Origin of the sequence: Trichocoleus sp. DQ-A1 (assembly GCF_039961955.1) — a bacterium.
GTDB lineage: Bacteria > Cyanobacteriota > Cyanobacteriia > Cyanobacteriales > FACHB-T130 > FACHB-T130.
The window spans coordinates 180509-205097 of record NZ_JAMPKE010000009.1 but is presented as its reverse complement, the minus strand read 5'-3'; the positions used below and the strand labels follow the sequence as shown (position 1 = coordinate 205097).

Here is a 24589-nt window from a genome sequence, read left to right as displayed (position 1 = left end):
GCAAGGGGGCATGGCGGCGGGAGTTGTCTCTTTCATTTATCAAACCATAACGTGAAATGGTTGCCATGCCTGTATTATACCTTTTTAGAGTCTTGTTTTTCGTTTAAGCACCGCTAACAATCGTTTTCCCCCTAAATCCCTGTTTTCAAGGAAGATTTTTCCGGTTCTCCTCAAGTTATCGGGGAATTAGGGGAACCTTAGGTCTGGCAACTTATTTAGGCGATCGCTACTTGCCCCTTGCTCTCCCTATCCTGTGTTTTATACTAAGCATGAATACTTACCTACATTGAAGGAAGCAGCTAACGCTTGCCAGTGTAGTTAAACTGAGATAACAACGCAGCAACAGCGCCCCAATGTAGCCTATGTCTCCTGTTACTTTTGACCGCACTCCCTGTGTTTTACTTGTCGAAACCGACGAAATTCTTGTCCAACGTGTCAGCATGGATTTGCGAGAGGCTGGGTATACGACTGTGGTTGCACCAGACACCACCAGTGGTTTTCATCAAGCTTGCGAACTTCAGCCAGCTTTAGTCGTCGTAGATCGAGTGCTAACAGGGGATTCAGGATTGAAGTTGTGCAACCAGCTGAGGAATGCAGGTTCTCGCGTGCCAGTACTGCTGTTGATGGCTCGCGATACGGTAGATGATCGAGTTGCGTGTCTAAATTCAGGTGCTGATGACTACTTCCTCAAACCCTATCGCACCGATGCCTTTTTGCAACTGGTGCGCCTCTACTTACAGCCGGAAGCGGGTGCTAGCGAACAGTTACGGTTTGGCGAACTGGTTTTAGACTTGTCTACTCGCAGAGCGATGCGGAACGGGCGAGTGATTGACCTGACAATGAAGGAATTTGAACTTCTAAAATATATGATGTCGCATCCCCGTGAGGTTTTGACCCGCGAACAGATTCTAGAAAATGTTTGGGGCTACGACTTTATGGGAGAGTCGAATGTGATTGAGGTGTATATCCGTTATTTGCGTCTCAAAATCGAAGAAGAGGGGGAGAAGCGCCTGATTCAGACAGTGCGAGGTGTCGGATATGTTTTGCGGGAAGCTTAGGTTTTGAGTTTTGGGCGTAAATATCAAGGATTAAGGATGAATTTGGACTGGAGAGAGCAGCGCTTCGGCACATCTGCCAAAAGCGATCGCAATGTGAAAAAGCAGGCAAGTTTAGTCGTCATGATGCTGGCAGTTTTGCTGATGGGATGTTCGGCATCGGTGCCATCAACCTCCTCTCAGAGTGGGGAACCCGCGCAACCATTGCAGCAGGCGTCGCCAGTATCAGCACCGACATCAGCACCGACGACCCCTGCACAACAAGCGCACTCATCACCGGAAGCATCACCCGCACAGAATAAGAGGGGTCAAACTTTGCCAATTTCAGCCAAGGCAACGATGGCAGGTCAGGTGATTCAGCTAGAAGTAGCGCGGACTCCCCAACAACAGCAAATGGGGTTAATGTACAGAACATCTTTGGCGGACGATCGCGGGATGTTATTTCTTTTCAACCCACCGCAACCGATCAATTTCTGGATGAAGAATACGCTCATCCCCCTGGATATGGTTTTTATGCTGGATGGAGTGGTGAAAGCGATCGTTGCCGATGTCCCTCCCTGTAAAACCAGTCTTTGCCCCACCTATGGTCCCAATACGCCCGTTAACCAGGTGATTGAACTCCGGGGAGGACGCGCTGCGGAACTCGGTTTGAAGGCAGGCGATCGCGTGACCATTCAGTAACTCAATACTAAGACAGACCGACTTTCTGGCTGTCTTTTATAGTCCTTATCGAAACGATTTAAAAATTTACTCGTTCTTTTAACCTATTTGTCGCAAAAATAAGCTACTCTTTCCCAAGAGAGAGTTTAAGACTGCAAATTTCAATTATTGTTACGCTTAAACCTAGATTCTCGCTTCCAGAGACATGGTTCTTCCAAGAATGAGAGTGCTTTGCCTGGAATTTGGTGTGAGGTGAGAGGCATAGACGCTCTAGGCAAGCAAATCTCTCCTAATACAGAGGGATTTCAGTGAATTGCTAAAGAAAATATTAAGCAAAGTTCACTAGCAACAGTCGGCTAAGATTTCAGAAAAAAGGGGAGTGAGCCTAAGTTTTTAGTCTTATTCTCTAGGTCAGCCCGGAAGGGATGCCTAAAGTCCTGAATCTAGTATGAGCATTCTTCTGTTAATACCCATACCGGCTGCCGTAATTGTCACACCAGGCTGGTGATCTGAAACACTAGCGTTACAGTGAGTAGCGGCAAAATAGTATAAAAGGAGTCGAGTAAAGGTGGACAGATAAAATACTGACTACCGTTACTCAACAAACCAAGGTTTAAATTACAAAATAGATTCAACAAAGGGGGTAAAAGCCATCATGGCACCTACGAATTTTTCTCGATTTCTCCGTTTTCTTCAAGAAGATTTAGCAATATCTAAGGCATCGATTGCGATCGCTTTGCGGCGTCGGGAACAAGATCCTGGCCCATTGCCAATGATTCTATGGCAATACGGTTTAGTAACGTTGGAACAGTTAGATCAAATCTATGACTGGTTGGAAACTGCATAAGGCTTGATGATTCGGCGAGGAGCAAGAAAGTCATGTCAGAGCAATTGGGCGTCGGTACTTTCCCGACCCATCCGCGAAGACTTAAGAAATGTTCTCAATTACAATTTACTTCACCAAAAAGAGCGGGTCAAATATTTGACCCGCTCTTTTTAGTTGTTAGTTTTTAAAAGTTAGTTTTCCTTATAATCTGCCTTTATAAATGCTGCTTGGCAATGAGCGATCGCTTTTATTATCATTCCTGTTAAACGAAAAACCAAAACGTGCTAAAAAATTAGCGGAACACTTCCGCAAGATGGGGTTAACCCTAATGAAGTGTAATTTAGTCGTGAGAGCGATAGCGTTTTCTGAAGTGAATGCGATCGCTAAGAGATTTTTTAGTTTTTCATGGCGGTGATTTTGATTAGATGCAACAGACGACACAATAATAACCAATGTCAAAGACTTCTTTTTCGGAAACATCTTCTTCGTAGTGTAACGCTGCTATGTAATCTGTAAAAAGATAGTGATCGCCTATGAAAGCCATACATTTTCTACAGGTGTTAGCGAAATATGTTCTCTCTACTGTCTGGCTATATTGTGGGATAACCCACGCGCCTTTTTCATTAGCAATTTCTCTATCAGATTCAGAAAAGTTGCTAGTAGGTATATACCCACTATCTCCATCTATAGCTGCAACTTTCATTGGCGCTGAACATTTCCAACAGCAAGCATTTATGATTAGCAAATGCTTCTTACTCTTATAATTACCACAATCATTACACTTGGGATTTCGACAGAAAGCAACCTTGTCTAGCTCTATTAGAGGATTGTTTAGCCGACTAATGTCTTCATCCGTCGTCAAGATGTACTGGATTAATACAATTTTATTTCGTTCATAATAATCTAAGGTAGATTGTTCAGGGGAGTGACCTACAACTACTTCAATAACTACAATCACTTTGTTGTCTTTATCCAGCAAGGCAATATCTGGTTTGCATACTCCCAAATTATGCTCAAACTTAACCTGAACTGCCTTTCTTAGTAAGTTGCCAGTATGCGGGTTAGGACAATACTCGCAGTTCCATTTAATATCTAATGGCAGCTTACTTTCTAGATGATGTTGAATTTTTTCATGCAGTAAAATTTTGAAAATGTAATGCAGAGCTGTCTCAGGGGTACAGTTGACGCTTAGAGTTTTATGGGCAAAGTGGGGACGTTTTATCTTGCCTCTGCGGAGAATTAACTCCCGATTACAGTTCGGACAAATGTAAGACTGTCCTTTCTGTGCGTTGACAGCTTTTATCAAATGTCCTTCTTGGGTATATGCAACTGAGTAAAGAATGTTAGACATTTTTATAGGCAAAATATCTCTACTTATGCTAATCAATTATCCATCACTACACCCAAGGCGATCGCTCTCAAACCTCACCGAAACGCGATCGCTCTGTAGCCGCCTCACAGAGTGATGCAAAATATCAAGTTTTTGGAACCTTCCAGCCCTAACCGGAGCTTGATGGTAATATTGTCAATCAAGCTAGGGGTGCCTGGATTCACAGGCTGAGATTACACCCTTAGAACCTGAGTCCGGCTAATACCGGCGGAGGGAAGCTGTTAATTGAGGAATTCAATATGCGGACTGAATGGATCGCTAAGCGGCGTGGACAGAGCAACGTCTCTCAAATGCACTACGCCCGTCAAGGTGTGATTACTGAAGAAATGCAGTATGTAGCACAGCGGGAAAATCTCCCAGTTGACCTGATTCGGGACGAAGTAGCGCGGGGACGAATGATTATCCCCGCCAACATCAACCACACCAACCTAGAACCGATGGCGATTGGTATCGCCTCGAAGTGTAAGGTGAACGCCAATATCGGCGCTTCTCCCAACTCTTCCAATCTGGATGAAGAAGTCGATAAGCTGAAGCTGGCAGTCAAATATGGCGCTGATACCGTCATGGACTTGTCCACTGGCGGCGGCAACCTGGATCAGATTCGCACGGCAATTATTAACGCCTCGCCTGTTCCCATTGGCACGGTGCCAGTTTACCAAGCCTTAGAAAGCGTCCACGGAACGATTGAAAACCTCACCGCCGATGACTTTCTCCACATCATTGAGAAACACGCGCAGCAGGGGGTAGATTATCAAACTATCCACGCTGGGATATTAATTGAGCATTTGCCTTTAGTGCGCGATCGCATTACCGGGATTGTTTCGCGTGGTGGCGGCATTCTGGCACGGTGGATGTTGCATCATCACAAGCAAAATCCGCTTTATACCCACTTCCAAGACATTATCGAAATTTTCAAAAAATACGATGTCTCCTTTAGTCTGGGAGATTCCCTGCGTCCCGGCTGTCAGCACGATGCCTCAGATGCCGCTCAATTAGCCGAACTCAAAACGTTAGGAAAATTGACCCGCAAAGCCTGGGAACATGACGTGCAAGTGATGGTGGAAGGGCCAGGACACGTCCCAATGGATCAAATCGAGTTTAATGTCAAAAAGCAGATGGAAGAGTGTTCAGAAGCGCCCTTCTACGTGCTGGGGCCATTGGTAACAGACATTGCCCCTGGTTACGACCACATTACCTCCGCGATTGGTGCAGCAATGGCTGGTTGGTACGGTACGGCGATGCTCTGTTATGTGACACCCAAGGAACACTTGGGACTGCCGGATGCTGAAGACGTGCGGAATGGATTAATCGCTTACAAGATTGCAGCTCATGCTGCTGATATTGCACGGCATCGTCCGGGGGCACGCGAGCGCGACGACGAACTCTCTAAAGCCCGTTACAATTTCGACTGGAACCGCCAGTTTGAATTGTCCCTCGACCCCGAACGCGCTAAAGAATATCACGACGAAACCCTGCCAGCAGATATATACAAAACTGCTGAATTCTGCTCAATGTGCGGTCCGAAGTTCTGCCCGATGCAGACAAAAGTGGATGCCGATGCTTTGACAGAACTAGAGAAGTTTTTGGCGAAAGAACCAGTAACCCAAAGCTAGTTCTTTTAAACGCAAAGTAACGCAGAGCATAATTACTTTGCGTTACCTTGCGAAAACCTTTGCTTCCTTTGCGTTGAAAAACCTTATCTGAGTTGACGCGATCGCTCTTGAATTTCTGGAATCGAGAATACAGCCTGAAATTTTAGCCCAACTGACTGATAAAACTCCGCTCCCCCCTGCTGCCTGTCTACCAGCGAAATCACTTCATCAACGCTGTATCCGGCATCTCGCAGCCTCTCAACAGCTTTCATGGCAGATTGACCCGTCGTGACCACATCTTCCAAAACCACCACTTTTGCACCCGCAGGGAGAATCGGGCCTTCTATATAAGCTTGTGTGCCGTGTCCCTTTGCTTCTTTGCGAATAATTAGCGCCGGTAACGGTCGATTTTCATAAGCAGAAACTACACTCACCGCCGTCACAATCGGATCGGCACCCAGCGTCAATCCAGCAACTGCCTGGGTATCCATCGGCAACAACGATAATAGAATCCGACCCGTTGCCAAAGCTCCTTGGGGATGCAGTGTGACTGGCTTGCCATTAATGTAGTAAGAACTGCGCTGCCCCGAAGACAGGACAAAATCTCCCTCTTTATAAGCCACATGGCAAAATAAATCTAGCAGTTGCTGGCGTAGCGTTGTGAGATCGGCAGTAGCATAAGAGCCAGTTAAATCAGTCTGGGATTGGATTTCGTGGGTCATCACTAGGAGAGAAAAAGAGTAGAGCGATTACAATTTGACCAACAATCATCCTAAACTTAAACTGAAGAATAGTATTCAGCCAAAGTTGAGGGACGAGATGGGAATGCGCTTGACTAATTTCATGAGTGTATTGGTTCTCAGTGCCGCTACGACTGTCATTGCCTCTAGCGCGATCGCTCAGCCTACACTCTCTAACTCCCAGTCAGGAACTTTTAACTCGATTCCAGACTTGTTTAATCGAGCTATCAGTGAAACCTCTGGAGACTTTTTCGGCAACCAATCTTACCGACGGGATCTGAATTTCATCATTGGCCCTAGCTTTCCGGAAAACGAAATCGAGCGAGACACTAAAACAGTAGATAACCTTTACCGGGAGCTACTCTGGCAGCAAACTTCCAGTGACTTTATTATTCGCACTCCCGATCTCCCGAATCCTTTCAACTCATCAATTCTGCAAAGCCCAGCTATCAATGTAAACGTTACTGGTACTGGTAGACCCGTAACAGGCAGCGAGTTCGTGTTTGAGAATCCCCCACAGCCCTAAATCTGAAAAAGAAGAAAAGACAAACAATTTTTGCTTGTCTTTCTTCCTTCTACTTTTTTTAAAGTTCGCAGAGCGAGATTTAAACAAGGTACTAGGGCTTGTTTTTTGTAGACTCTATTTTTTGAACTGAAATAGAGGTTACAACTTACTTTGTTCAGTTGCTTTCCAGCATTTGATAACCTTTGGTTTCTCAGAGGTTTTGCTGAAATTTCTGAGCAAATTAAATTACCGAGATACTTAAATTAATTAGGTTCTTGATGAGCGCGAGCCGCTAGTAAACTGCATTTATCCTGAGCGGATTGCACTTCCCCATAGAGCAATTCTAGGGAATTTACTCAAAGAATACCGAATTTATAGGAATGCGCCCTACCGGAATCGAACCAGTCTGAAGGCGAATTATGAGTTCGCTGCCTCCCCAATCGGCCAAGGGCGCGTGATTGATTTCGTTGCCAAGATTGCTGGCTGGATTGTTATTTTATACAATTATGCACGCTAAGTCCACTCGAAAGCGGATGCGTAGTATGATTCCTGATAATAAATTATAAGCGCTGTTTTCTAAAATAGAGATAAATTAGCAGCGTGACATTAACCAATTCGCTATCATAGGTTCCACTGCTGTCAGTCGTAAGCTATGTATAGCAGTTGATCGGTGTCGCGGCAATTTTTGTAGCTTGAGCAACCAATGAAACTAAATTCAACTGTCGCACTTACGTTAATTTTGCTTGCTATGATGTTAGGCGCTGGCTTTGTAAGTGCGATGTGGGGGTTTACTGTAGGTCATGAAGCCCTTAAAGGAGTAACGCAGCCGGATGTGCGCCCTACCAATAAATTAGCTGGGACTAAGCGGGCAACTCCTGGTAAAGAAGGAGTAGCAATTTTGCGCGAGGTTGATATCCTGGCAAGTGTCAAAGCACAAATGAGCGGCAAGGCTAAACCTGTTATTAAGCCTGAACAGAAGGAAGCGGAAACCACAAGCGACAGCAAGCCTAACACTCCTGAGGAAACCTCTGAGCAGGACAGTAAACAGCAAAATTTTCCGATTACCAGTCAGGACAAGGGCGTGAAGCTGGAGATAGGCTCAGCGCGTCAGCAAGGAGGTTCTTTGTTGCTGAATGTGAGCCTGAAGAATGAAGGAGGGAATGCTGTACGGTTTCTGTATAGCTTCTTAAATGTAACGGACGACCAAGGTCGAGCTTTAAGTGCTGTGACTGAAGGGCTGCCAGGAGAATTGCCACCGAATGGGCAAAGCTTTTCGGGGACGGTGAGTATTCCCACGGCTTTACTGGAAGACGCTAAGCAGCTTTCATTGACTCTGACAGATTATCCAGATCAAAAACTCCAGCTGAAAATGTCTGGAATTCCAGTGGTGAAGTAGGCGTTAGGTGTTAAGTGGTCGGTAATAGGAGCTGTCTCTGTATGATGACCGTACAGGGGGTAGAGGATTCTACCCACTACTTATTACCGACGACCGATTACCGACAATTCGTTGCCCATTACCCAATACCCAATACCCTGGTTACGGATGGATACCCCCGTGTTGGCGATCTTGACGGTGAATGCTTTTCCTAGGCTCACCGCGCAAGACGTTTTGCTGCGATTATTATCGGTGCTACTACTGATTGCGATTAATGGTTTTTTTGTCATCGCTGAATTTTCGATAGTTTCGGTGCGGAGATCGCGCATCAATCAACTAGTCGAAGCGGGCGATATTCAAGCAAAAACGGTTCAAAACTTGCAAGGCAGCATCGATCGGCTGCTTTCTACTACTCAACTGGGGATTACTCTGTCTAGTTTGGCTCTCGGCTGGATTGGTGAGAGTACAATGGCAATCCTCGTGTCTGCTTCAATCGCGCACTTACCTTTATCTTGGGAGGTCAAAGCAGCGATCGCTCATTCCCTTTCGGTGCCAGTTGCTTTCTTCCTGATTGCCTATCTACAAATTGTTTTGGGTGAACTATCCCCGAAATCAGTGGCACTGCTTTACTCAGAACAGATGGCAAGGTTTTTGGGACTGCCAATCAGAGCGATCGCCCGCTTTTTCAACCCATTCATCTGGATTCTCAACCAATCGACACGCTTACTCTTGCGGCTGGTAGGCATTCAGTACACTGGACAAGGCTGGTATACGCGCGTTACCCCCGAAGAATTGCAAATGATTATCACCACAGAGCGCGAATCTACGGGACTGGAAGCTGAAGAACGAGAGTTGCTCAACAACGTGTTTGAGTTTGGTGAGGTGTTGGCGGAAGAAGTCATGGTTCCCCGCACCAGCATTGCCTCTATTCCCTGTGAAGCCACTTTTCAAATCTTTCTAGATGAAATTACTACCACGGGTCACTCCCGCTATCCCGTCACAGGAGAATCCCTTGACGATATTCGCGGCATTATCTACTTCAAAGAGTTAGCTGAACCTCTAGCCAAAGGCGAACTAACTTTAGATACACCAATTCAGCCTTGGATTCGACCCGCTCGATTTGTGCCGGAAGGACAGCCTTTAAGCGAACTTTTGCCGATGATGCAGCGAAGTCACCTGGCAATGGCGATCGTTGTGGATGAATTTGGCGGCACCGCGGGGTTAGTAACAATTGAGGATTTGATTGCTGAAATTATCGGCTACGAGCCAAAAGCTGAGGATAAAGAAGAGTTAGCTGTGCAAATTTTGGATGAGCAAACTTTTCTGGTACAAGCACAGATGAATTTGGAAGAAGTCAACGAATTTCTCGATCTCAACTTGCCCTTGATTGATAAATACCAAACCTTGGGCGGCTTCGTGCTTTACCACTATCAGAGAATTCCTACCCAAGGTGAAACCTTGCGCTTTGACAACCTTGAGCTGACTATCGTTTCCGCCGAGGGTCCTCGCCTGCACCAAATTCGCATTCACCGACGAGAGGCGACAGTTGCTAGCAATGAAACTAACGGGTCTGATGTCTCAAATATGTCAGATTCAGATGGCTCAGATTCAAATGTCTCAGATGCCAAGGTTGCAGCGGATGACACCAAGAAATCAGAAATAACGAATCAGGAATCAGGATTCAGCAGAAATTTTGAATGATCGCGTTTAGATTTTCACTTGCCTCTCGTTTACGGCAGGAATATCCCCAACTTTAGTGACTCTTCGCTGCATAAGGAAGGGGATCTTGTAATCCTAGCTCAGCAAAAGCAGCTAGACGCAACTGGCAGGAATCACAGACGCCACAAGCCACTTCGCTCCCGGTATAGCAAGACCAAGTTTGCTCCCAAGGAACGCCTAGCCGATTTCCAAGCTGAATGATTTCCGTTTTTTTCAGGTCTATCAGGGGCGTCATGATGCTAATTGGCTGTCCCTCTCGTCCCTGTTTCGTTCCCAGTCGAAAGACTTCCTGCATTGCCTGGATATAATCGGGACGGCAATCGGGATAGCCGGAATAATCTAAAGCATTAACGCCAATATAAACCCGCTGGGCATTGATGGTTTCTGCATAAGCGAGGGCAAAGCTCAAAAAGATGGTATTTCGGGCGGGGACATAGGTCACGGGGATACTTTGATCCATTTCATCAAGCGATCGCCCTTCTGGTACGTTAATGGCACTGTCCGTGAGCGCAGAACCGCCCCAGCGACGCAAATCAAACGCCACTACCTGATGTTCTCGTATACCAGCGAGGCGAGCGATCGCTGTCGCAGACTCTAACTCTCGCTGGTGTCGCTGCTGGTAATCGAATGAGATGGCATAACACTCACAGCCATCAACCTTTGCCTGATATAGTACCGTCGAAGAATCTAACCCCCCAGACAACAAAACAACCGCTTTCACTTCCTAGCCCCCTCATCCCCAGTTTTTACTTGTGCCAACTTTCAGATGTTTCCCACCATCACGTCTTGATAATTGACCGCTCACTGGCTACTAAATTCCTTAGCCCTCAGTCCTCAACTCTCAGTCCTCAGTCCTTACCAAATGGACGGGAGAGAAAGTGACACATTTACCAGTTACTAATTTACAAACCTCAACAAAATGGAAGATGAGATAAATCTCACGAATTTGAGAAAGTTAGACACAGCTTTGAAATTCTTCACAAAAGAAGGCACTATGATACCATCTGGATCGTCTCAGGCGACTAAACGTTGCCGATTGATTTAATCCTAGTGGTGGAGGAGCATACAGGAGTGCAAGATAGCATGCCAGCAAGACAGCCAGACGCTCATCAGCAGCGTAACCAGCCGCAACCGATCCGCGTTGGCGTGATTGGGGTCGGTAATATGGGACAGCATCACACCCGCGTTCTGAGTCTGCTTAAAGATGTGGAACTGGTTGGTGTATCAGATATTAATGTTGAGCGGGGTTTGGATACTGCGAGTAAGTATCGCGCTCGCTTTTTTGAAAACTATCATGACTTAATCCCCTATGTAGACGCTGTCTGCATTGCCGTTCCGACAAGGCTGCATCATGAGGTTGGCATGACTTGCCTGCAAGCAGGGATTCATGTCTTGATTGAAAAGCCAATTGCTGCCAGTATTGCCGAGGCTGAATCCCTCGTCAATGCCGCAGCCGAATCGCACTCGATTCTCCAAGTAGGACATATTGAGCGGTTTAACCCGGCTTTTCAAGAACTCAGCAAAGTTCTGAAAACAGAAGAATTGCTTGCCCTAGAGGCTCATCGCATGAGTCCTTACTCGCAACGGGCTAACGATGTCTCTGTCGTCTTGGATCTGATGATCCATGATATTGACCTATTGCTAGAACTATCTGCTGCGCCGGTAGTCAAATTGACCGCCAGTGGTAGTCGTGCCTCAGATTCCGGCTATTTAGATTACGTGACTGCTACCCTAGGCTTTGCCAACGGAATTGTCGCCACGCTAACAGCCAGTAAGGTGACACACCGCAAAATTCGTCGCATTGCTGCCCATTGTAAAAATTCTCTAACTGAGGCAGATTTTCTCAACAATGAAATTCTGATTCACCGGCAAACGACTGCCAATTATATGACAGATTATGGTCAGGTGCTTTACCGACAGGATGGGTTAATTGAGAAAGTCTACACCAGTAATATTGAGCCGCTTCACGCGGAATTAGAGCATTTTGTTAACTGCGTGCGTGGTGGGAATCAACCCTCTGTAGGCGGCGAACAGGCGCTTAAAGCTTTGCGTCTGGCGAGTTTGATCGATCAGATGGCTCTCGATGGTCAGGTTTGGCAGCAACCAGACTGGGATTGTCGGTGTCTGAGTTCTCCGGCTGTAGCTGTTTCCTTCTAAAGAATTAAAAATTAAAAATTAAAAATGGAAGGTGTGTTGTAGAAGTAGCGATAATTAGCTTGAAAACCTTTTTTTTTCAAGGGTTCTACTACTAATTAACACTATGTTTTACCACTACCAAAGTAAGAATTCCACAATTTTTAATTTTTAATTTTGCATTTTTAATTGACTGAGCGATCGCCCAATTTCTTCATTAACCAGCTGATTCCCTTGAGGGCTGAGATGAATATGATCTCGGTAGAGGTTCTCTGGCTGCTCTTTTGAGTTGAAAATGGGTAGAAAATCTATGTAGGCAATGTGCTGGTTTTGGGTTAAGTCGATGAGGCGCACTCGCGCTTTTAGTTCATAATCCCGGGAACCCGGTTCGCCCAATTCCCTCTTTAGGGGCGTCATTGCGAGCAAGAAGCGGGCACCTTTTTGCTCTGCGATTGTCTGGATTTCTTGAATGGCTTTTAAATTAAAGCCAACGCGATCGCCTGATTCCGCGTTCACTGCTTTCATCTCTGGTACTGGCGGTGCCTTTAACAAATAGCGGCTGAATGCCTCTACAAGCGCTAGGGGCGGTTTTTGGTCGGGGTAATTGCGATCGCGCCCTACGGGGATTGAAGTCGGCGCAGTCCCGAACAGATCGTCAGTATTAATCAGCAACACGACTACCTGAGCATCGAACGTACCAAACTGCTTTAAGTACGCTAATTCATTGCGCGGACACCAAGAGTTCGCTGAAGCGTTGAGAACTTCTATTTGCTTAAAAGTTTTACCCTCAATAGAGGATTGCAACTGTTGAGTCATCATGGCTGAAAGCGTCTCAGCCTGATCTGTCCACCAGCCACCATTCGCAATGGAATCTCCCAACAGCAGCACCCGCAGCGTAGATTCAGGGCGAGTTTCCGTGATTTTTGGGCTTCGCATTGAATACTGATTAATTTCTATCAGATTGCCAAACCTGCGAGTCCGCTGATTTGGCGCTAATAAATATCCAATCTGTTCATCGGCAATATAAATCAAGGGATTTCCAAAGCCAAATAGCAGCCGCAATCCCACCTCTACCGCCAGTACCAACCCTACAACAACTGCCAAAACAATCAGCACAATTTTCACGGATAATCCCCTATGTACATAGATCGTGACCCGATCTAGCTTAAATCTTGCAGCACTTCAGTTTTGCAGTCTTAAAAGTCGCTCCCATCTTAACCCAACCCATTTATGACCCATTCGGGTGATAGACGAGTCCTCCCTCAGCCGCTAACCTAGTCATGGGTTAAGATATGTTTACAAATTGTTGTCTAGCTCCGAATCAAGGAGGATCGCAGCCTTATGTCAGACTTGAACCGTGGAATTATGAAGTTCGAGGGAGCTGATAGCCCAAAAGCGATCGCTATCTCATCTGTGTTGGTTTTGGGTGGTATTGCTTTTCTTGTTTGGTGGGCACTTCACTCAGCCTACGCTATGTAACTCGCTACTAAACCGAGGCCACTACCGATGCTGATGAAGCCATAAGTTCAATCGATAGGTTATCTCAAAGCTCCTGTAAAACTTCCTTGTTCGGGAGTCACTTTGTTATTCAACCCAAAATGTCTTTCGCGTATCTTTTGCCTCAGGCTGCATAGGACTACACCAACCTTTTGCTTGACTACAGACAAGTGAAATGTTTTCAAACCTATGGAGATGGGTTTGATTTGTGTAGCTGCGATATGAAGTTACTGGATGCAAGATACAAGTTTTTCTAGAGTCGCTTTTTGAGCCTGACTCTGGAATTTTTTATTGGCTATTTTTCATCAAGAAAGAATTATGGCAAGCATTCGGGATATCCTCGGTTATTACCGAAAATATCGAATCGTCGCGCTTTTAAGTATTGCGGCATCTAGTCTCTTTGAAATCATCGATCTGGTAGTTCCTTACACAATTGGGCAGATTCTCAACGTACTGTCCGGTCAACCGCTGGATCGGGGATTGCAAAATGCGATCGCTGTTATCGCTGAAGTTAGCAACTTACCGGCAAATCGATTCCTTTCCCTCTCAGTGCTAATGGGATTAATCTTGTTAGTCACCGTCGTTAGAGCGCCCATTCAGCCTTGGCTCGGCATCTGGTTTCACTGGGATACAGCCTTGCGATCGCGTCGAGACCACAGCATAAAAGTCCTCGAAAAAATCGTCACTCTACCGCTAGAATTTTACGAAGAAAACAACCCCGGACGAATCGCCGGACGAGTTGCTAGAGGACTCGCTAATCACACCTGGACTTATCCTGAAGTCGCCGGACAGTTGATTCCCAAACTCGTTCGGGTGCTGGGTATCTTTGCGATGATCTGGCTAATTGAGTGGCGAATTGCCGTAATTTTCCTAATTTCCTTCATCTTCATCCTCAGCTTCACCCTCAAAGACCTCAAGCAACTGAGCGATCGCGAACAGAAACTGGATCGATATCAGGAAAATACCGAAAGTCGTACTTCGGAAATTATTACCAACATTAAAACCGTCAAAGCCTTTGCCACCGAACAGAGAGAACTGGAGCGTCAACGACAGCGCCTAGAGCGGGAGTTCAAAGTTGTTGACTACCGCATTCATAGAGGTTATGTCATCCTAGCTACTTCCCAAAGGACAATCATCCAGTTTTGTGTCTTTCTAGTACTTGGTTTGACCCTCAACGCCACCTTACAGGGAAAGATTTCACTAGGACACTTCGTTACTACGTTGACCATCTCCAGCATGGCCTACTCGGAGCTAGAACCTATTAGCAACCTCGCTGAGATATTTGCTCGTCGCTATGCCTCCATGCTCCGGTTCCACGAGTTCATGCACGTACCTGTAGGCGTAGATGCGGTCATTCTGTCTCAAACCAGAACGCAGACGGCAGAAGGAGGAACTCAGGATTCTCGTGGTTCTGAATTGTCCTATCAATTTACCGGCAAAGTCGAATTTTCCCATCTGAGCTTTGGCTATGACAGCGATCGCCCAGTTTTAGAAAACATCAACCTACTCATCGAACCTTATCAAACTGTAGCGCTGGTCGGGCGTTCGGGGTCGGGTAAGTCTACCTTAGTCAAGCTTCTGTTCCGGTATTTTGAACCCCATCAAGGTCAGATTTTAATGGATGGTCAAGACATTCGCACTTTGGATGTCACTGGCTATCGGCGGCGTCTGGCAATTGTTCACCAGGAAGTAGATATTTTCAACGGGACGTTGCTTGAAAACCTTACCTATGGCAACCCCAAAGCTACGGTTGAACAGGTTCAGGAAGCTTGCCGCATTGCCAGAGTAGACGAAGTCATTGAGCATCTGCCGCAAGGGTACTACACCGTTGTTGGAGAGCGGGGAATGCGCCTGTCTGGGGGACAACGACAGCGCTTGGGAATTGCTAGGGCACTCTTGGTCGATCCAGATATCCTCATCTTTGATGAAGCAACTTCTAGCCTCGACTACGAATCTGAGCGCTCAATTCAGTTAGCAATGCGTAGCATCCTTGGCACCCGCACCACCATTATCATTGCTCACAGACTTAGTACCATCCGGGAAGCAGACAAAATTGTAGTTCTCGATCAAGGTCAAATTGTAGAAGTCGGCAGCCATGCTGAACTACTTCACCGCAAAGGAATTTACCGACGTTTGCACTCCCTACAAGAAACAGGTGAGCTACTCTAAAGTTAAAAGGAAAAAGGCAAAAGTGAAAAATCTTTCTTTTTCCTTTTGCTTTTTAACTTTTGCCTTTTACAGCTTCCCGTGATTGTTTTACCCGTTCAGTCATATATTCTAGTTACTTCCGATCTGGGTCCCCTTTTAGGAAGTGTTTGGCTCGATATCGCGGTGCTGGGATTGATGCTTTTGCTTTCTGCTTTTTTCTCCGGCTCGGAAACGGCGATTACAGCCCTCGACAACCTTAAACTCAGGGCGCTGATTCAAGAGCAAGGAGACCCGCGCCGGATGTTTGCGCTGGTCTTAGAAAATCGGGGTCGGTTTATCACTACCCTTCTAGTCGGTAACAATCTAGTTAATAATTTTTCAGCAATTCTGACCAGTAACTTATTTGCCCTCTGGTTAGGGAATGCAGGATTGGGAATTGCTACTGCTGTTGTTACTTTTCTAGTGCTGATTTTTGGAGAAGTTACCCCTAAATCTCTGGCAATCAACAATGTGATGCCAGTTTTTAAGTTTGCCGTTCGCCCGATTTACTTGCTATCTATCGTTCTCGGCCCGCTTATTTATTTATTTGAGCAAATTACTCAGCGGGTAATTCGCCTGTTTCAGGGGGGTGTTGTTCAAGAGGGAGAGTCTTTAAGAGATCTCCATCTGATGATTGAAATTTTGGGAGGCAAGGGGCATCTAGATTTACACAAACACCAGCTGCTCAACAAAGCCTTGATGCTAGACAGTCTCAGCACCCGCGATCTGGTTAAGCCACGGATTGACATGAGGACAATCTCTCATGAAGCGACCTTGCAGGAGTTTGTGAATCTGTGTCTGGAAACAGGATATTCCCGTATTCCCGTGCAGGAGGAGTCTAAGGATCAAATTGTCGGCGTTGTTCACCTGAAGCGAGCGCTCCAGCAGCTGAGGTTTTTGAAAAAAGAAGGGATTGATAATGGCTTGGTGACAGAGGCGATGGACCCGCCAGTATACGTGCCGGACACGAAACGAGCCGCCAATCTACTGAAGGATATGTTGCAACAACGCCTTCACATTGCCATCGTCGTCGATGAGTATGGGGGCACGGTGGGGTTGATCACGCTGGAAGACATTCTGGAGGAGCTGGTTGGCGAAATTTACGATGAAAGTGACTTTCCTAGTCGAGCGATCGCTACGAGAAATGCCACGCGCTCTGGTGGCTGATTCAGAAGACAGGGATCAATGTATGAGTAAGCGATGTAGATTCCCGCTCTCATCCTGCTACTTGCACTGTCCGTCACTTTTTCCACAGCTATAAAATCAATTTTCAAAAAAACTTTTGCATTTCCCAAACCTTGTGCTACGATTATTAATCGTGGAACAAATGGGTCGATGCCCGAGTGGTTAATGGGGGCGGACTGTAAATCCGCTGGCTATGCCTACGCTGGTTCAAATCCAGCTCGGCCCACCACGCAACAAAAGTTTTAAGTCATAAATTTTGAGTTATTCTTGAGTTAAGATAACCAAATCAAAATTTAACGCTTACAACTTCTAAAACTGCCCGTGTGGCTCAGTGGTAGAGCACACCCTTGGTAAGGGTGAGGTCACGAGTTCAATCCTCGTCACGGGCTTTTTCAGCAAATAAATTAATCAAAGTTTTATCCGGATGATCTGACTTCAGAAGTTATGTTTCTGGAGATTCTACCCAATCTTTTAGAGATCCAGGAAGTATCTTCTTCATGAGAGTACACGCATGGCTCTTTAACTAGAGATATTCAACTGAAAAACCATTGCTTGGCCGCTTTTAAGGAGTCTAGAGGTACTGTAGATGAAAAATTTTAGCAGCTACAGATAGGATGATTAAATCGCATATAAGCCATGAGCGGCTTGATTTGTCACTAGCTAAATACACGTCATACATTGCAGAATCCTGTGGCAGTATTGATGAATTCAAATTCCTACAAGCAAGAATGACAATTTATCACCTATTTACATAATTCTTAGGTTCCAAAAATATAAGGGGCTCCTAAAGCAATAGATGACTCGCAATTTCTCTAATCGAGCTTTGACAAAAATACTAAAAAAACTCGTGTAGAGTGTCGCTAACCCTAAAAGAGCTGGCTGATTCTAATCGATCGTGCTTTATAGCCAAAAATTAACTTGGTTGTGGCGGTATTAAGAACAGGTCACGAGCTATAAACCTTATGATGATAACTACGCTGGTGTTGTTGCCTTGCGCCCCAAGACAAACGCATCTTATCTGTGAAATACCTACTCGACAAGGGGTTCAAGCATTTAGGCTTAAGGCTGAGCAACTGATAAAATTCCTACGGGGAGAGACATCCAGCATTTTAGAGGCGTTTTCCCTGCCTTATGCACCTTTATTACCCAATTTTTGAAAATAAGGATTTTTATTGAGTTAAAACGGGTGCGGAGGGACTCGAACCCCCGACAAACTGCTTAGAAGGCAGCTACTCTATCCACCTGAGTTACGCACCCACATGAAAATGGATCGCCAAACTTGGCTCTGTCGTAGATTGTATCTGTGCCGAGTGCTGCAAAGCAACCCAGAAAGCCAAAGCTTTCCAAATATATCGCTCAAGCAGCTTTAAGCTCAATGTAAACTAGAAACCAACATACCCAGACGTTTGGATACGATAGTGTATTAGTCAAGGCGATAGGCGCTACGCGGACGCACTCGCGGCGTTGTCCGATTTTATCCCAGCACCAGGGCTGGATCGCGCCCTTATATAGTTTCGTGGCGATCGCTTTTTAGCCGCACCACGCCCCCGGCCAAGTCAGGAGTCATTTGCCAGTGTCATGTTTATTCTGAAACGGCAGGATGTTGAAATTTCTAGCATTCAGCACCCCAAGCGGGAGCAACAGATCCCGATTCTCACTTATCAGGGGCAAACCTTTCGCTTGATCAGTGTATTTGCAGCTAATCAAGCAGAAGAAGCCAGAGCCTTTTGGCGAGACCTTACCGATAACCGTGGCAAAGCCTGCGTTTTGCTGGAAGAGCCAGATCGGTATAGCGTCTGGGGCAAAATTCGTCTAGATCAGCTGGCTGCGGAGGCTAGTAGTGACGTCAAAATTGTCCCTCTCGCCCAAGCTTGCCTTTTGTTGCTCCAGGCGGTTTACATAGACGTTGAAGACCTATTAGGAAACAGACAAGCCGGATTATTTCAAAAAGACCTTAGCGATGTCTTCCGTCAGTGGCACTTTCCCAGTGCGGATGGGCCGGAAGCTGTGAAAAACTTGCTAACAATGGACCCTTTGAGTAGCCTCCAAATTCCCCCTTGGGAGGAACATCATCTGATCACCTTGTTACAAGAACTGCATCGCTTGGGTAAGGAATATTTCGGCAATACCCACTTTGCCCAAGGAGTAAAGGATACATTACAAGATATGCAACCAGGAGAGCGGTCTCAGTTCCTGGAGTGGCTAAATCAATCTCCCCTAGGTAAGCTGTGGCGCTAATCTAAAAAATGTTTGGGAAATATGCCAAAGCTTGCATTAAGATGAGACACTTGCGCTTCTTAAAGGAGATTTGTTAGCAGATTATTAATTGAATTGCATTTGCGATTAAACCTTGCGTGCATCCTTGTTTTGAAAAACTATGAGCAGTTCTTTAGAAAAGTCATCGGAAAAAGTATCCGGTTTACAATCCCTTCTGAGCGTACAGACAGTAATCGTTTCGGGAATAATCTGGGGTGTGCTAGCGCTACTGTATTTTCTGCTGTTTAGCATTTCTGCACCCGGAGAGGAGCGTCCGCTTTGGTACTCGATTGGAACTTACATTTTTGAAGAGGTAGCTTACCTAGGCGCAGCAGTGCTGTGTTTTAGAAACTGGCGCAGTCCCCAGATTGTTAGCGGACGTAACGTCTGGCTGGGATTTGGACTGGGGATGTTGTGCTATTTTCTCGGGAACCTGTTGTTTTGCTACTGGGAACTAGTTTTACACCAAGAACCCATTGTGTCACCTGGGGATTTGTTTTTTGTCCCTGCCTATTTATTTCTTGCCTGGGGAATGATTTTAGCTGTCATCTCACGGCGACTGAATCTAGAAGTTTGGCAGTGGGCAACCGTTGCAGCGATCGCAGTTGCCGGAATTGCCTTGGCAGTCTGGTTACAGGTTGCCTCCCCGAATAATGCATCCTCCGCAACCCCACCTTTACCCGTAGGAACAACACAGGGAACAACACAGATAGCGAAGGCGACTTCACCCAAGAAAGCGATCGCTGCCACCAGAGCACCAGCCGTCAATAAAACCGCTACTGTGGTGAAAACAGCACAAGCAAAACCCTCTGCTCCTACTGGAGAAAATCAGGCTCCAGCCTGGGTTCTATCAGTAGAAAAATTTCTAGAGCCATTAGGGACCTTTTTGAACATTTTTTACGTTGTTAGCGATATCTTTCTGTTGATCGTTGCCTCGACCGTATTGCTAGCCTTTTGGGGGGGTCGTTTTTCTCAGTCTTGGCGGATGATTGCTGGGGCAGCTTTTTCATACTACGTTGCTGATATGTGGCTGAAATACGCCGATAAGTTCATTGGTGATGATTATCAAAGCGGAGGACTATTGGAAGTATTTTGGGTCTTCAGCGGCGTCCTGTTTGCCATTGGCGCTGTCCTGGAATTTGATACATCCAGTCGTTCCCGTCGTAGCGGACGCAAACGTGCTTAGGAAGTAGCATGAGTGTGAGAAAACTCTCCGAATTAGATAAGCGCGACATCCTCAACCTGTATCGACAGCCAGGAGAGACAACCTCAACCCTGGCTAGTCGTTATGATGTCAGTAATTCAACGATTAGCCGTCTTTTAAAAAGTCGTCTATCAGAGCCAGAATATGAAGCCCTAATCCAGCAAAAGCGAACCAATCGCTCCCATTCAATTTCCGAACCTGCCACTGAAGCTGACGACGAGCCAGTAGAAACATCGCTGACCGCATCGGTAAAGAGCGAAGAATCCTTTCCCCACACTCAAGAATCTTTTGCAGATAGTGATAGTGAGGAATCATTAGAGGCAAGCCCTACCGCCCCACGGAGGCGTCGCAGGCGCTCCTCAGTCTCTACAGAGGAAGAGAGGGCACAAGAGCAAGAAAACATTCCTTCCGAAATTTTCCCTGGGATCAATTCTTCTCTGCCACTTTTTCAGCTGGCTGTGGATGCCGCACCAAGTAACAACCCCGATCTACTTGATAACAATTACAGTGCAGAAGCCAGTGTCATAGAAGAGATGCTGGGGGAAGACCTGACGGATTTAGAAGACGACGAGGACGAGGACGACGAGGATGACGACGACGACGATTTAGAAGACCTCCAAGACGAAGACGACTGGGATGATACGCCAACTCTAGAAAGTCCGATTCCAGCAGGAACCTTTAAGCGACAAAACCGTGCTAGCGTTCAAGTCTTACCGCTATCTAACGCGGTGCTTCCTAAAACCTGCTACTTAGTTGTAGACCGAGCAGCAGAATTAATCGCCAGACCCCTGCGAGAGTTCAGCGATCTTGGACAAATTCCTGCCCAAGAAGTTCAACAGAGAACACTACCAGTTTTCGATAACCATCGGGTAGCTCGTAGGTTCTCGAACCGCACCCAACGAGTGATTAAAGTTCCAGATGGCAGGATGCTTCAGAAAACTTGTTCGCAACTGCAAGCTAAGGGAATTACTCGCTTGCTGATTGATGGTCAAGTTTATTCGTTATAAGAGGCAGTGGTGAAACGCCGTCAAGTTCTCAAACAGCTGCTACAAACATCCGGCGGGCTGATTGCGGCTAGCTTGCTCCCAGGCTGCCAGTTAACAGGGTCCGTAGAGCCGCTGTTTTTGCTTGACCTGCTCAAGCCAGACTCAAAACTGCCAAAACACCTGCTCACGCCATTGAGCGAATTTTATGTGCAATCTTACGCCTTGCCGCCTAGGATTAACCTGGACAACTGGCGGTTAAAGGTGACGGGTGCTGTTGCCCAGCCGCTGACGCTGACTTTTCAAGACATCATGGCAGCGCCGCAGGAAAATTTCTATTTGACAATGGAATGCATCGGCAATGCCACTGGCGGCAACCTGATTGGAAACGCTCAGTGGACGGGTACCCCTTTGCTACCTTTTCTAGAGCAAGCTGGTGTTAAATCAGAGGCGATAGAATTTAGGCTGCACGGAGCTGATTCCTACGAAACAACATTGCCAGTTGCAGAAGTCATGAGACAAGAAGTGCGACTGGTTCACCAGATGAATGGCGAAGCTCTCAATCAGTCGCATGGCTATCCTTTACGCATCATTATTCCCGGTCACTTTGGTCAGAAGCAACCCAAATGGCTAGTCGAGATTGAAGCTGTCAGCAGCCAGAAGCGAGGTTTTTGGGAACGTCAGGGCTGGTCTAATACCGCAGAAATTCCTACTCATGCGCTGATGCGCCAAGTACAAAACACTCGCGTTTGGAACAGGCAGCATCGGGTGCATTTAGGGCGCATGGGTGAAACAGGTTGGGAAAGCGGCATTTTGATGGCTGGTGTTGCCTTGGACAAATCTAGTCCGATTACAGCCATTGAGGTAAGTACCAACGATGGTAAGACTTGGCAGAATGCCGAGCAGAATCAACCGCCATCTCCCCATGAGTGGACGCTCTGGCGTTATTTGTGGATGCCCCAACAGCCGGGAAATTATACTTTACTTGTTCGCGCAACGTCTTTACGCCAACAGCAGCAACTGAAAGATGATAATCGGATGGATGGTAGTAGTGGCGTTCTGCGAATTCAAGTAAATTTGCAAGCCTAAACGCTAGCTCTTCAGCGATTTAAGACAATTGAGAAATCAGCAAGAAACGCGAAGTTTTGTGTCTTTGTTTAAAATAGGTTTTGAGAAACGGATGCTTGTGTAGGATGTATGGCAGTCTTCCCACACACCCAAGCAGAGTAATCTCTGTCATGGATGAATCTTCGCTAGAAAACTATGTTGATTGTTGAATAACACTTCACCTGTCTATAAAAATTAGAGGAATTTATAGATAAACTGACCACCGTATTTTTACGGAAAATAGGTTTTGTAGAGGATTGTTATTAGAAAAATTACTTAATTATTGAGTTTTAAGAAAATATAAAAAAATATTTGTTACATCATCTACTTGAACCTTATAAGGAGGGTAATCTAGAGAAGTAAAATATTGATTAAGGCGTCGGCAAATAACAGATAAAAACTGGAATGAAGAAAGATTCTGTTATAAAAAAAGCCGCAGAAAATGCGGCTATTTAGCCAGGTAAGATTCGTTTCAAGTCTCTTCAACAGTTTATATAAACTAGGGAGCGATCGCGCTATGGAAGTAAGCCATTTACTTAAGCTTTATGAAGACGGACAAAGAGACTTTGCCGGGATCGACCTTAACGGAAGTGACTTGAGGGGAGTGACGCTCATTGGGGTCAATCTCACAGGCGCTAACCTGAGAGGAGCTAATCTGAGTCGAGCTTTCCTAACAAAGTCAGACTTAACGGGTGCTTGCCTAAACTGGGCCGATCTAAGTTTTATCAAACTGAGCGAAGGCAAACTGGTAGAAGCAGACTTGACGAAAGCGAACCTCAGTGGAGCGTTTCTAGTGAAGTCAAAATTGCCTGGAGCCAAACTGAGCGGTGCAAATCTCAGCAGTGCTAATCTTCGAGTAGCTAACCTTTGGGGTGCTAATCTCTGTGGAGCAAATATGCAAAGGATTAATCTGCGGGAAGCAAATCTCAGTGGCGTTAACCTTAGTTGGGCTAATTTGTGCGAAGCGAGACTCACAGGCGCGAAATTGTATGGCGCTTCCTTAAATGGTGTTAACTTCAGAAGAGCTTTTTTAAAAGGATTAGACCTGGGCGGAGTCGATTTAGAGGGAGCCAACCTTAATGATGCCAGACTGAGTGGCGCTAACCTGGAAGGCGCTAACCTAAGCGCAGTAGATCTCAGCCAAGCGACACTGCGTAGGGCCAATCTGAAAGGAGCAGATCTGCGGGGAGCAAACCTGGCAAAGGCGTCTTTGGAAGGGGCAGACTTAAGCTGGACGATTCTGAGTAGAGCAAACTTGAGTGAAGCCGATTTGAGTGAGGCAAAGCTGGTAGGAACTAACTTGGAAGATGCTCAAATGAATGGCGCTGTGCTGCCATCAGAACACCAAAACTCATACTCAGAAGCAACTGTTAGTGGTAGTGTGACACCTTTTGAACAACCAGTTAGAGCAATGGTTGGGTAGTTGGGAGAAAGCTAACTGATAATTTCTGATAGATTTGGGATTTTTTGTGGACTAAGTTACAGGTTATGGATCGCGATTCTGGTACAACTCGTTACGCTGTAGTGTTCGTAACGGCGTCTTCGCGACAAGAGGCAGAAGCGATCGCGCAAAATTTAGTTGCATCCCAGCTAGCGGCTTGCGTTAACTTAATGCCAGTGCATTCTGTCTATACTTGGCAAGGTAAGGTTAACTCAGAAGAGGAATGGCAGCTAATCATTAAAACAGATCTAGCGCACTTTCCCGCCCTCGAAGCCAAGATTCGAGAGTTGCACTCTTATGAAGTACCAGAAATTATTGCTTTGCCAATCTTAGCTGGCTCTCCACCCTATCTTCAGTGGATTTCAGATAATGTGAGAAATTAGCTATAGATAGCTGCTTCCAGACGTGTTGCTAAGTCAATGATGTCTTCAATCCTGGCAATTTGCTCGATCCATTCTTCAAGAATATTTTCAATACTGTAATAAATTCCTGCTAAGCCACCAGTAACGGCAGCAGTAGTATGCGTATCGTTGCCTAAATTCACCGCTTTTAGTACCGCCACGATTTTGCGAAGCAGAAGATAAGGGAGCTATCATCTGACCAGGTGCCAGCAGGTTGATTATAAGTTCCAGAACCTATCATCTCTGTTACAGGTGACTTCACCCGATCCATCTGGTAATAAATTTGGCTGGGAAACCCAACGTATCATTGATATAAGCACCGATTAGCCCTGC

Annotated in this window: 23 protein-coding genes, 4 tRNA genes, 1 pseudogene and 1 riboswitch; of the genes and pseudogenes, 21 read left to right on the top strand and 7 right to left on the bottom strand. The window is 46.0% G+C overall.

Going from position 1 to position 24589, the window contains the following annotated elements:
* The first annotated feature begins 362 nt into the window (after positions 1-362).
* From nblR to NDI33_RS11965, 4 genes are all read left to right on the top strand, one after another.
* Complete coding sequence (gene nblR, locus NDI33_RS11980; RefSeq protein ID WP_190675674.1) at positions 363-1058, top strand: response regulator transcription factor NblR; 696 nt, start codon at positions 363-365, stop codon at positions 1056-1058.
* Between the two features lie 141 nt (positions 1059-1199).
* A complete protein-coding gene (locus tag NDI33_RS11975) occupies positions 1200-1736 on the top strand; it encodes a DUF192 domain-containing protein (RefSeq protein ID WP_190430465.1) in 537 nt (178 codons plus the stop codon).
* A gap of 634 nt (positions 1737-2370) precedes the next feature.
* On the top strand, positions 2371-2562 hold the full coding sequence (locus NDI33_RS11970) for a DUF2949 domain-containing protein (protein ID WP_190411931.1): 192 nt from the start codon (positions 2371-2373) through the stop codon (positions 2560-2562).
* Positions 2563-2761: 199 nt separating this feature from the next.
* Positions 2762-2956 (top strand): hypothetical protein, encoded by a 195-nt coding sequence (locus NDI33_RS11965; protein WP_190675672.1) that lies wholly within the window; start codon positions 2762-2764, stop codon positions 2954-2956.
* 6 nt (positions 2957-2962) lie between these two features.
* Here NDI33_RS11965 and NDI33_RS11960 read toward each other — a convergent pair whose 3' ends face one another.
* Positions 2963-3892: a competence protein CoiA family protein gene (locus NDI33_RS11960; RefSeq protein WP_190675670.1), complete on the bottom strand. Its 930-nt coding sequence runs from the start codon at positions 3890-3892 to the stop codon at positions 2963-2965.
* A 175-nt stretch (positions 3893-4067) separates the two neighbouring features.
* Positions 4068-4164, top strand: a riboswitch (TPP riboswitch).
* 6 nt (positions 4165-4170) lie between these two features.
* Between NDI33_RS11960 and thiC the strand changes: the two genes are divergently transcribed.
* Complete coding sequence (thiC, locus tag NDI33_RS11955; protein ID WP_190675668.1) at positions 4171-5544, top strand: phosphomethylpyrimidine synthase; 1374 nt, start codon at positions 4171-4173, stop codon at positions 5542-5544.
* Positions 5545-5627: 83 nt separating this feature from the next.
* On the opposite strand, the gene pyrE is transcribed toward thiC, so the two are convergent.
* Positions 5628-6245 (bottom strand): orotate phosphoribosyltransferase, encoded by a 618-nt coding sequence (gene pyrE / locus NDI33_RS11950; protein WP_190675666.1) that lies wholly within the window; start codon positions 6243-6245, stop codon positions 5628-5630.
* A gap of 103 nt (positions 6246-6348) precedes the next feature.
* Here pyrE and NDI33_RS11945 point away from each other — a divergent pair, with 103 nt between their 5' ends.
* Positions 6349-6789 (top strand): hypothetical protein, encoded by a 441-nt coding sequence (locus NDI33_RS11945; RefSeq protein ID WP_190433184.1) that lies wholly within the window; start codon positions 6349-6351, stop codon positions 6787-6789.
* 360 nt (positions 6790-7149) lie between these two features.
* Here NDI33_RS11945 and NDI33_RS11940 read toward each other — a convergent pair.
* Positions 7150-7222 (bottom strand) — tRNA-Met (locus NDI33_RS11940).
* Positions 7223-7471: 249 nt separating this feature from the next.
* Between NDI33_RS11940 and NDI33_RS11935 the strand changes: the two genes are divergently transcribed.
* From NDI33_RS11935 to NDI33_RS11925, 3 genes are read left to right on the top strand one after another with little or no spacing between them, the layout of a single operon-like run.
* Positions 7472-8164 carry a hypothetical protein gene (locus NDI33_RS11935; RefSeq protein ID WP_190411926.1) on the top strand — a complete coding sequence of 231 codons (693 nt, stop codon included), beginning with the start codon at positions 7472-7474 and terminating at the stop codon, positions 8162-8164.
* A gap of 41 nt (positions 8165-8205) precedes the next feature.
* Positions 8206-8358 carry a hypothetical protein gene (locus NDI33_RS11930; RefSeq protein WP_190430177.1) on the top strand — a complete coding sequence of 51 codons (153 nt, stop codon included), beginning with the start codon at positions 8206-8208 and terminating at the stop codon, positions 8356-8358.
* Positions 8312-9844: a hemolysin family protein gene (locus tag NDI33_RS11925; RefSeq protein WP_190411925.1), complete on the top strand. Its 1533-nt coding sequence runs from the start codon at positions 8312-8314 to the stop codon at positions 9842-9844. The genes NDI33_RS11930 and NDI33_RS11925 overlap by 47 nt, the downstream gene beginning before the upstream one ends.
* A gap of 52 nt (positions 9845-9896) precedes the next feature.
* Here NDI33_RS11925 and queC read toward each other — a convergent pair whose 3' ends face one another.
* Complete coding sequence (gene queC, locus NDI33_RS11920; RefSeq protein WP_190430178.1) at positions 9897-10583, bottom strand: 7-cyano-7-deazaguanine synthase QueC; 687 nt, start codon at positions 10581-10583, stop codon at positions 9897-9899.
* A 362-nt stretch (positions 10584-10945) separates the two neighbouring features.
* Here queC and NDI33_RS11915 point away from each other — a divergent pair, with 362 nt between their 5' ends.
* Complete coding sequence (locus NDI33_RS11915; RefSeq protein WP_190411946.1) at positions 10946-12019, top strand: Gfo/Idh/MocA family oxidoreductase; 1074 nt, start codon at positions 10946-10948, stop codon at positions 12017-12019.
* Positions 12020-12166: 147 nt separating this feature from the next.
* Here NDI33_RS11915 and NDI33_RS11910 read toward each other — a convergent pair whose 3' ends face one another.
* A complete protein-coding gene (locus NDI33_RS11910; protein ID WP_190430180.1) occupies positions 12167-13120 on the bottom strand; it encodes a GDSL-type esterase/lipase family protein in 954 nt (317 codons plus the stop codon).
* Between the two features lie 216 nt (positions 13121-13336).
* Between NDI33_RS11910 and NDI33_RS11905 the strand changes: the two genes are divergently transcribed.
* The 5 genes from NDI33_RS11905 (at position 13337) to NDI33_RS11885 (ending at position 17253) form a co-directional block, all read left to right on the top strand.
* Positions 13337-13474 carry a hypothetical protein gene (locus NDI33_RS11905; protein ID WP_190411922.1) on the top strand — a complete coding sequence of 46 codons (138 nt, stop codon included), beginning with the start codon at positions 13337-13339 and terminating at the stop codon, positions 13472-13474.
* 336 nt (positions 13475-13810) lie between these two features.
* The gene (locus NDI33_RS11900; RefSeq protein ID WP_190675664.1) at positions 13811-15661 is read left to right on the top strand and encodes an ABC transporter ATP-binding protein; all 1851 of its coding nucleotides are present in this window, start codon (positions 13811-13813) and stop codon (positions 15659-15661) included.
* Positions 15662-15739: 78 nt separating this feature from the next.
* Positions 15740-16846 carry a CNNM domain-containing protein gene (locus NDI33_RS11895; RefSeq protein ID WP_190433199.1) on the top strand — a complete coding sequence of 369 codons (1107 nt, stop codon included), beginning with the start codon at positions 15740-15742 and terminating at the stop codon, positions 16844-16846.
* A gap of 162 nt (positions 16847-17008) precedes the next feature.
* Positions 17009-17093: transfer RNA gene (locus NDI33_RS11890), tRNA-Tyr, on the top strand.
* A gap of 88 nt (positions 17094-17181) precedes the next feature.
* Positions 17182-17253, top strand: a tRNA-Thr gene (locus tag NDI33_RS11885).
* Between the two features lie 794 nt (positions 17254-18047).
* On the opposite strand, the gene NDI33_RS11880 is transcribed toward NDI33_RS11885, so the two are convergent.
* Positions 18048-18121, bottom strand: a tRNA-Arg gene (locus NDI33_RS11880).
* 321 nt (positions 18122-18442) lie between these two features.
* Between NDI33_RS11880 and NDI33_RS11875 the strand changes: the two genes are divergently transcribed.
* The 6 genes from NDI33_RS11875 (at position 18443) to cutA (ending at position 24238) form a co-directional block, all read left to right on the top strand.
* Complete coding sequence (locus NDI33_RS11875; protein ID WP_190411919.1) at positions 18443-19102, top strand: Npun_F0813 family protein; 660 nt, start codon at positions 18443-18445, stop codon at positions 19100-19102.
* 139 nt (positions 19103-19241) lie between these two features.
* The gene (locus NDI33_RS11870) at positions 19242-20306 is read left to right on the top strand and encodes a hypothetical protein (protein ID WP_190675662.1); all 1065 of its coding nucleotides are present in this window, start codon (positions 19242-19244) and stop codon (positions 20304-20306) included.
* A gap of 8 nt (positions 20307-20314) precedes the next feature.
* Positions 20315-21331: a transposase gene (locus tag NDI33_RS11865; protein WP_190675659.1), complete on the top strand. Its 1017-nt coding sequence runs from the start codon at positions 20315-20317 to the stop codon at positions 21329-21331.
* Positions 21332-21340: 9 nt separating this feature from the next.
* Positions 21341-22396, top strand: a complete 1056-nt coding sequence (locus NDI33_RS11860) for a molybdopterin-dependent oxidoreductase (protein WP_190675657.1) — start codon at positions 21341-21343, stop codon at positions 22394-22396.
* A gap of 535 nt (positions 22397-22931) precedes the next feature.
* Positions 22932-23837 (top strand): pentapeptide repeat-containing protein, encoded by a 906-nt coding sequence (locus NDI33_RS11855; protein WP_190411915.1) that lies wholly within the window; start codon positions 22932-22934, stop codon positions 23835-23837.
* Between the two features lie 65 nt (positions 23838-23902).
* Complete coding sequence (gene cutA, locus NDI33_RS11850) at positions 23903-24238, top strand: divalent-cation tolerance protein CutA (protein WP_190411914.1); 336 nt, start codon at positions 23903-23905, stop codon at positions 24236-24238.
* Here the strand turns inward: cutA and NDI33_RS11845 are convergent.
* Positions 24235-24414: pseudogene (locus NDI33_RS11845) on the bottom strand (ADP-ribosylglycohydrolase family protein); the annotation flags it as partial. The gene cutA and the pseudogene NDI33_RS11845 sit on opposite strands and share 4 nt — an antisense overlap.
* Positions 24415-24589: the final 175 nt, after the last annotated feature.